At 67.6% G+C, this 7,714-nt stretch carries 9 protein-coding genes; 6 read left to right on the top strand and 3 right to left on the bottom strand.

Features of this window, described 5'->3' with window-relative positions:
- Positions 1-1,124, top strand: a 1,124-nt coding sequence (locus E7773_RS10200) for an acyl-CoA dehydrogenase family protein (protein ID WP_293990755.1), incomplete at its 5' end; no start/stop codon positions are given.
- Here the strand turns inward: E7773_RS10200 and E7773_RS10195 are convergent.
- Complete coding sequence (locus E7773_RS10195) at positions 1,121-2,704, bottom strand: ABC-F family ATP-binding cassette domain-containing protein (RefSeq protein ID WP_293990753.1); 1,584 nt, start codon at positions 2,702-2,704, stop codon at positions 1,121-1,123. The two genes, E7773_RS10200 and E7773_RS10195, sit on opposite strands and share 4 nt — an antisense overlap.
- Positions 2,705-2,846: 142 nt before the next feature.
- On the opposite strand from E7773_RS10195, the gene E7773_RS10190 reads away from it, so the two are divergent.
- The 4 genes from E7773_RS10190 (at position 2,847) to E7773_RS10175 (ending at position 5,656) form a co-directional block, all read left to right on the top strand.
- Positions 2,847-3,191: a hypothetical protein gene (locus E7773_RS10190; protein WP_293990751.1), complete on the top strand. Its 345-nt coding sequence runs from the start codon at positions 2,847-2,849 to the stop codon at positions 3,189-3,191.
- Between the two features lie 203 nt (positions 3,192-3,394).
- On the top strand, positions 3,395-4,735 hold the full coding sequence (locus tag E7773_RS10185; protein ID WP_293990749.1) for a DEAD/DEAH box helicase: 1,341 nt from the start codon (positions 3,395-3,397) through the stop codon (positions 4,733-4,735).
- 162 nt (positions 4,736-4,897) lie between these two features.
- The gene (locus E7773_RS10180; protein WP_293990747.1) at positions 4,898-5,287 is read left to right on the top strand and encodes a cupin domain-containing protein; all 390 of its coding nucleotides are present in this window, start codon (positions 4,898-4,900) and stop codon (positions 5,285-5,287) included.
- Positions 5,288-5,389: 102 nt separating this feature from the next.
- Entirely contained in the window at positions 5,390-5,656 is a 267-nt protein-coding gene (locus E7773_RS10175) for a hypothetical protein (protein WP_293990745.1), read from the top strand.
- Here E7773_RS10175 and E7773_RS10170 read toward each other — a convergent pair.
- Complete coding sequence (locus E7773_RS10170) at positions 5,653-6,318, bottom strand: nitroreductase (protein WP_293990743.1); 666 nt, start codon at positions 6,316-6,318, stop codon at positions 5,653-5,655. The genes E7773_RS10175 and E7773_RS10170 overlap by 4 nt on opposite strands.
- A 76-nt stretch (positions 6,319-6,394) precedes the next feature.
- Between E7773_RS10170 and E7773_RS10165 the strand changes: the two genes are divergently transcribed.
- Positions 6,395-6,904 carry a DUF1993 domain-containing protein gene (locus tag E7773_RS10165; protein ID WP_293990741.1) on the top strand — a complete coding sequence of 170 codons (510 nt, stop codon included), beginning with the start codon at positions 6,395-6,397 and terminating at the stop codon, positions 6,902-6,904.
- Here the strand turns inward: E7773_RS10165 and E7773_RS10160 are convergent.
- Positions 6,901-7,680, bottom strand: coding sequence for a crotonase/enoyl-CoA hydratase family protein (locus E7773_RS10160; RefSeq protein WP_293990739.1), 780 nt, complete (start codon positions 7,678-7,680; stop codon positions 6,901-6,903). The two genes, E7773_RS10165 and E7773_RS10160, sit on opposite strands and share 4 nt — an antisense overlap.
- Positions 7,681-7,714: the final 34 nt, after the last annotated feature.

Here is a 7,714-nt window from a genome sequence, read left to right as displayed (position 1 = left end):
CCTATAACGAGGATCACGAGGCCTTCCGCCAGACCGTTCGCAGTTTCCTGCAAAAGGAAGGCGTGCCCAATGTGGGCGACTGGGAGAAGAACCGCCTTGTACCCAAGGAGTTCTGGCGCAAGGCGGGCGAGATCGGGATGCTGTGCCCGACCGTGCCCGAGGAATATGGCGGGCTGGGGCTCGACTTCGGCTATAACGCGATCGTCGATGAGGAGATGTCGTACATCGGCGTCCCCGCAGGCTTTTCGCTCCAGTCGGACATCGTCAGCGGCTATATCGAACATTACGGCAGTGAAGAGCAGAAGAAGCAGTGGCTCCCGCGGCTCGTATCGGGCGAGACGATCACCGCGATCGCGATGACCGAGCCCGGCACCGGCTCCGACCTCCAGGCGATCCGCACGTCCGCCCGCAAGGACGGCAACCATTACGTCGTCAACGGTAGCAAGACCTATATCACCAACGGCCAGAACGCCGACCTCGTGCTCGTCGTCGCCAAGACCGATCCCGACGCGCAGCCCGCGTACAAGGGCATGTCGATCATCCTGGTCGAAAGCGACCGCGAGGGGTTCAAGCGGGGCAGGAAGCTCGACAAGATCGGGCAGGACGCCGCGGACACGTCGGAACTGTTCTTCGAGGACATCCGCGTGCCGATGACCAATTGCCTGGGCGAGGAGGGCAAGGGGTTCATCTACCTGATGAGCCAGTTGCCGCAGGAACGGCTGTCGATCGCGATCGGCACGCAGGCTTCGGCGCAAAAGGCGTTCGATGAAACCGTGGAGTTCACCAAGACGCGGAAAGCGTTCGCCGGGATGGTGTTCGATTTCCAGAATACCAAGTTTGTGCTGGCCGATCTCGCCGCCAAGCTCCAGGTCGGCTGGGCGCATCTCGACTGGGGGATCCAGCGGCATCTGAAGGGCGAGCTCACGCCGACCGAAGGTGCGGCGGCCAAGCTTTGGCATACCGAGCTGCAATGGGAAGTGATGGACAAGTGCCTCCAGCTCCATGGCGGCGCGGGGTACATGAACGAATACCCGATCGCCCGGATGTGGCGCGCGGCGCGCGTGAGCCGGATTTACGGCGGGACGAACGAGATCATGAAAGAACTCATTGGCCGTTCGCTCTAAAGGCTGACCTCCCGCTCGACCCCGATCGCGTCGAGGAAGGAGCGGTCGTGGCTGACCACCAGCAACGCGCCATCGTAACCGCGCAGCGCCGCTTCGAGCACTTCGATCGAATCGAGGTCGAGATGGTTGGTCGGCTCGTCGAGCAGCAAGAGCTGCGGCGGGCGGGCGGCGGACAGGACGCAGGCGAGACCCGCGCGGAGCCGCTCGCCGCCAGATAGCGTCCCGACGACCCGCTCCGCCGCCTGGTTGCGGAACGCGAAGCGCGCGAGCGCGGCACGCGCTTCGTTGTCGGAGAGGTCAGGCGCGAGCGCGCGGAGGTTGGCGAGGATCGTCGCGCCCGGATCGAGCAACCCGACATGCTGGTCGAGCAGCGCGATCCGGTCCGATCGCCACACGCTCCCCGCGACCGGGTCGAGCGCCCCAGTCGCGAGCGCCAGGACGCTGGTCTTGCCCGCGCCGTTTGGCCCCGACAGCGCGACGCGCTCAGGGCCGCGGACGGACAGCTCGACCGGCCCGATCCGCCGTTCGCCGCGCGCGATCACGGCGCCTTCGATCCGCAGCAACTCGCGGCTCGACGACAGCCCGCTCGGCGGTAGGTCGATGCTCAGCGGCGTCACCACTTCGACCTTCGCGCGCGCCGTCGCGCGCTCTGCCTCCGCGTCGCCGATCATGCGATCTGCCACCTGGCCCAGTCGCGCCGCGGTGTTCTCCGCGCGCCCTTTCATAGCGCCGACGACGATCCTCGGCGCGCTCCCCGATTTGCCGTAGGCGCGCCCGGCCTTGTCGCGCCGCGCCTTCCTTTCGCGTTGGTCCTGCACCGCGCGTTCGGTCTGGCGCAAAGCCCCCTCCGCGCGATCGAGCTCGGTGGCTGCCGCCGCGCGCTCGGCGTCGCGCACCGCCACGAAATCGGACCAGCCGCCAGCGACCAGCCGACAGCCGATCGGGGTCAGCTCCGCGATGCGGTCCATCCCTTCGAGCAACGCGCGATCGTGGCTCGCGACCACCACGCCGCCCTTCCAGCCTGCGATCAGCCCGGCGATCGCGGCGCGCCCGTCGGCGTCGAGATTGTTGGTCGGCTCGTCGAGCAGCAGCAGATCGGGCGCGGCGATCACCGCCCGGGCGATCGCGACGCGGGTGCGCTGTCCACCGCTCAGGCTCGTGAGCGGTCGGTCGAGGTCGATCTCCGCCATTCCGACATCGGCCAACGCCGCGTCGATCCGCGCCTCCAGCGTCCAGTCGGCCTCGGCGAGATCGGCTTCGTCGCCCGCCCCCGTCTCGATCCGCTGCAGCCGCGCGAGCGCATCCCCGACTCCGAGCGCTTCGGCGAGCGGGATCGATGCATCGGCCCAATCCTGCCGCAGCAAAGCGACGCTGCCGTGCCGCGCGATACTGCCGGCCGCCGGCTCGACGCTCCCGTCGATCGCGTGGAGCAAGGTCGACTTGCCACACCCGTTGCGCCCGACGATGCCGGTGCGCTGGCGCCCGAAGGCAAGCGTCAGATCGTGAAAAAGCGGACGGCCGTCAGGCGTCGAGAGCGACAGCGAATCCAAAGTGACGACGGCAGATTTTGGAGAAGACATAATTTACCTGAGCAAGAGCAAAGGATCGGGCGATCGCGTTCTTGGTCAAGCTGGCCTCCTGTCGCCGGCGGGCGGGTTTGCCCGGCTTCGCGGTTCGCTATAGGCTGATCCCCGTTCCTCGTCACCCCACCAAGGAGCCGCCATGCACCGCCCGATCCTCGCCGCCGCCGCGCTGGCCGCGCTGACCATCGCGATCCCCGCGCACGCCAAGACCGCGCGCTGCGTCATCGATTCCGAGGGCGTCAGCTATTCGGGGCCGTGCCAATATACGGTCGCGAAGGGCGGCACCTTCACCGTCACCCCGCCGCACGGCCGCGCGTTCGGCGGCGAGACGCTGAGCATCACCGTCTACGTCACGCGCCCGGGCGTCGCGGAGGTCCGCGGACTGACCGAGGCGGGGATAAACTCGCGCTGGGGCCCCGCGCACCGCTCGCGCCGCGATGGCGCGTGCTGGAAGGGCGACGATTTCTCGGTCTGCGTCTATTAGCGCAAACGCCGCCAGCCTTGACTTTTTGCACTGCAGCATGCATATGCCGGTCCATCGAGGCGTCATGCAGCGTGATCGGGTGTTCGCATCCAGGCTCCGCCTCGGTCGATAGCTAACAGGCTTCCCAAGTCACGCGGGGTGTCATTTTACCCCCGCCGCCCGTGCGTCCTTTCGGCGCGCGTGAGGCATTACAAAGAGATTCCATGACCAAATTTTCCCATCTCGGTCTCGCCGAGCCACTCGTTCGTGCGCTCGAAGCCAAAGGCTATTCCGTGCCCACCCCGATCCAGGAACAGGCGATCCCGACCGTGCTCGAAGGCCGCGACCTGCTCGGCATCGCGCAGACCGGCACCGGCAAGACCGCGGCGTTCGTGCTGCCGTCGATCCAGCGCCTCGTCGAAAGCGGCAAGCGCGTCCTTCCGACGCATTGCCGCATGCTCGTGCTCGCCCCGACGCGCGAGCTCGCCAGCCAGATCGCCGACAGCGCGCGCGAATACGGCAAGTTCAGCCGCATCTCGGTCGCGACCGTGTTTGGCGGGACCAGCATCAACAAGAACCGTCAGGACATGAGCCGCGGCATCGACATCCTCGTCGCGACGCCGGGGCGCCTGCTCGACCTGGTCGAACAGCGTTTCGTCAGCCTCGCGCTGATCGAGACTTTGGTGCTCGACGAGGCCGACCAGATGCTCGACCTGGGCTTCATCCATGCGCTCAAGAAGATCGTGAAGATGGTCCCGCGCCAGCGCCAGACCTTGTTCTTCTCGGCCACCATGCCGCAATCGATCCGTGACTTGGCCGACCAGTTCATTACCAACCCGGCGACCGTCGCGATCAAGCCCGCGGCGACGACGGCCGAGCGCGTCGATCAATACGCGACCTTCGTCAACCAGGCGGAGAAGCAGGCGCTGCTGACGATGACGCTCGCCGATCCCGCGATCGACCGCGCGCTCGTCTTCACCCGCACCAAGCATGGCGCGGATCGCGTGGTCCGGCTGCTTGGCCAGAACGGCATCGCGGCGAACGCGATCCACGGCAACAAGTCGCAGCCGCAGCGCGAACGCGCGCTTGGCCTCTTCAAGTCGGGGCAAGTGCCGATCCTGGTCGCGACCGACATCGCCGCGCGCGGGATCGACGTGTCGGGGGTCAGCCACGTGATCAATTTCGAGATCCCCAACGTGCCCGAGCAATACGTTCACCGCATCGGGCGGACGGCGCGCGCGGGCAATGACGGGATCGCGATCAGCTTCGTCGCCGACGACGAAAAGCCGTATCTGCGCGATATCGAGAAGACGATCCGCCAGAAGGTGCCGCTCAAGGCGCTGCCCGAGGGCTTCTTGGCGGAAGCGGCACGGCTGGCGTCGGTGCGCAAGAAAGCGGGCCATGTCGAGGTGACGCGCGACGAACGTCCGCGCGGCCCGAGCGGGCATCGCCCGCCGCGCAAGACGCACGATCCGCGTCCGGCCAACCCCTATGCCTCGCGTGGCCGTGGCGGCAATCGCCGCCGTGGCTCGTCGCAGCGAAATAGCGGCGCTATTTCGCGCTGAGCGGCGAGCCCGGCTGACGGGCCAGCGGCCCGATCGACGACGCGGCTTTGCCGCGGCGGGCCTTGGCGGGAACCCGAATTCCCTCTCCCCGATAGGAGAGGGTTTTTTCGCGTCCTTTCTTCATCGGCCCCGTGCGCTATCCTTGCTCGACAGGAGAGCGATATGGCGCGCAACGATTTCGACCCGGCCACCCTCACCCCCGACGGCCGTCCCGCCGCGAAGGAGCGGCTGTTCGATCCGGCGGCCGATGGCCCGTGGCGCGGCTTCGTCAACGGCGAGACGCTCGGCGGGTCGGTCACCGTGCTGACCTATGGCACCGACGAGATCGGCGTCGGCCCGCGGCTACACGTCCACCCCTATGACGAGACCTTCGTCGTAGTCGAAGGCCGGGCGCGCTTCTTCGTCGGCGATACCGTAATCGACGCGTCGGCGGGCGAAATCGTGTTCGGCCCCGCCGCGGTGCCGCATCGGTTCGAAAATCTCGGCCCGGGACGCCTCCAGACCGTCGACATCCACCACTCGCCGCGCTGGATCCAGACCGACCTGGACTAGAAGGCGCGAGCGGGGGCCGCCAAGGATCGTTGCGCCGCCTGGCGGGTTGAAACCGCGAGGAGGTTGCGCCGCCTGGCGGGTTGAAACCGCGAGGAGATTGTCATGCCCATCGCCACCACGACCGCCGCCGAACGCATCGCCCGCGTACTCGCCGGCCAGCACGCCAGCGCCAATGCCGAAGGCGGTGACGCCCCGGCCTCGCCGATCGTCGAGCAGACTTGGCGCGACCATTTGATGGATGCCGTCGCAGTGCTCAAGACGTTGCGCGAACCCGACGAAGCGATGGCGCAGGCTGGCGACGCCGACATGTGGGAACGCATGGTCCAGGCCGCGATCGAGCAGACCGAAGCGGAGTCGGTGGTGCTCTAATTCCTGACCGTCAGCCATTCCCCTTCGTCCGCCCGTTCGGTGCGCAACCGGTTGGCCGGCTCGGCCGTGTCTTCATACCCGATCGCCATCCCGCAGAAGAGCATCCGCTCCGCCGGCGTCCCCAGAAATGTTTCGATCGTGCGCGGGTAGATCGCCCAGCATTCCTGCGCGCAGGTCGCCAGCCCGGCCTCGACCGCGAGCAGCATCACGTTCTGCAGGTACATCCCCAGGTCCGACCATTGCGGCGGTCCCATCCGCCGGTCGACCGTGCAGAACAAAGCCGTGGGCGCGCCGAAGAAGGCGAAGTTGCGCGCGAACCACATCCGCCGCGCCGCCTTGTCCTCACGCGGAATGCCGACATGGCCGTACATCGCCTCGCCCACGGCGAAGCGCCGCTCGCGGTACGGCGCGGCGAGCTCGCGCGGATAGATGTCGTAGCCCGGCGTCTCGGTCTCGCCCGCCATCAGCTTGGCCGCCATGATCGTCTTGAGGTCGGCCAAGCTGTCGCCGCTCACCAGGTCGATATGCCAGGGCTGCAGATTGCCCCCGCTCGCCGCGCGCGCCGCCTTGACCACGATCTCGCGCAGCAAGCGCGGATCGACCGCCGTGTCGACGAACCCGCGCACCGACCGGCGCGCCGCGATGGCATCGGAGATGTTCATGCGCGCCACCCTTGCCGAGCGCTGCCGCACCTGCAAGAGGTCGGGTTCAGTCAATGGGGCGCAGCGGGGACCAACCATGCCGATCACGATGTTCAGCTTCGTCGGGCTGTACGACCGCACGCTCGCCTCGCTGGCGCATCTGCTCGACAAGGGCGCGGCGTTCGCGAGCGAGCAGGGACTCGATCCCGACGCGATCCTCGACTGGCGGCTGGTCGAGGACATGCATCCGCTGCGCTTCCAGGCCGAGGTGGTGGTCAGTTTCTCACGCCAATGGACCGCGCGCGCCGCCGGGCTGCCGGTGCCCGAGCGGCTGTCGGACAGCGCGAGCCTCGCCGATCTGCGCGCGGCGATCACCGCGGCGCAAGGCGATCTTGCCACGCTCACGCCCGAGCAATTCGCCGGCCGCGACGACGAGCCGATGACGGTCCCAATCACCGACACGATGGAACCGACATTGCCGACCGGCCAGTGGCTGTCGGTGTTCGCCACGACCAACATCTATTTCCACCTGTCGATGGCCTACGCGATCCTGCGGATGAAGGGCGTGCCGATCGGGAAGATCGACCTGTTCGCGGGACGGCTCTAGTCCTGAAACACCGCTGCGCGCTTGCCGATGTTGGCGGCGACCGCCTCCATCATGTTGGGCTTGCCGATCACCGCGACCTGTTCGTCGGTTTCCATCTGGAGCAGCGCGCGCGGGTCCATGTCGTGCGCGGCGTTGGCGAGGCGCTTGATGCCGCGGATTGCGTGCGGGCTGCGGCCGGCGATCGCGGTGGCAAGCTCCATCGCGGCGGCGTGCGGATCGTCGGCGATGCGGGTGATGAAGCCGTGGCGCAACGCCTCCTCCGCATCGAATTCGCGCGCGGTGTACGCCAGTTCGCGCAACACGTCGTCGCGCACCAGCCCGCGCCAGATCGGCCAGCCGGCCATGTCGGGAACAAGACCCCAGTAGCTCTCGCGGATCGCGAAGCGGCTGCCGGGGGCGGCAATACGGATGTCGGCTCCGGACATGATCTGGAAACCCCCGCCGAACGCCACGCCGTGGACCGCCGCGATCACCGGCATCGGCAATTGCCGCCAGCCCCACGTCACGTGCTGCGGCAGGATGCTGCCCTGATCGTTGCGCCCGCGCCCGGTGCCCGAGCCGCCGGCTTGCATGCTCGCCATGTCGAGTCCCGCGCAGAACGCCCGCCCCTCGCCCGACAGCACGACGCAGCGCACGTCGGTGCGCGGCGCCAACTCGTCGATTGCCTCGCCGATCGCGGCGAACATCGCCGGGTCGATCGCGTTCATCTTGTCGGCGCGGGTTAGCCGCACGTCGGCAATCTGGTCCGTGACGGTGATCGAAACACGGTCGTTCATGGGCATCCTTTCAAATCCGTTCGCTTCGAGCGCA

The sequence above is a fragment of the Sphingomonas sp. genome, from assembly GCF_004799495.1.
Classification (GTDB): Bacteria; Pseudomonadota; Alphaproteobacteria; order Sphingomonadales; family Sphingomonadaceae; genus Sphingomonas.
This window is presented reverse-complemented; position numbering and strand designations above follow the sequence as displayed.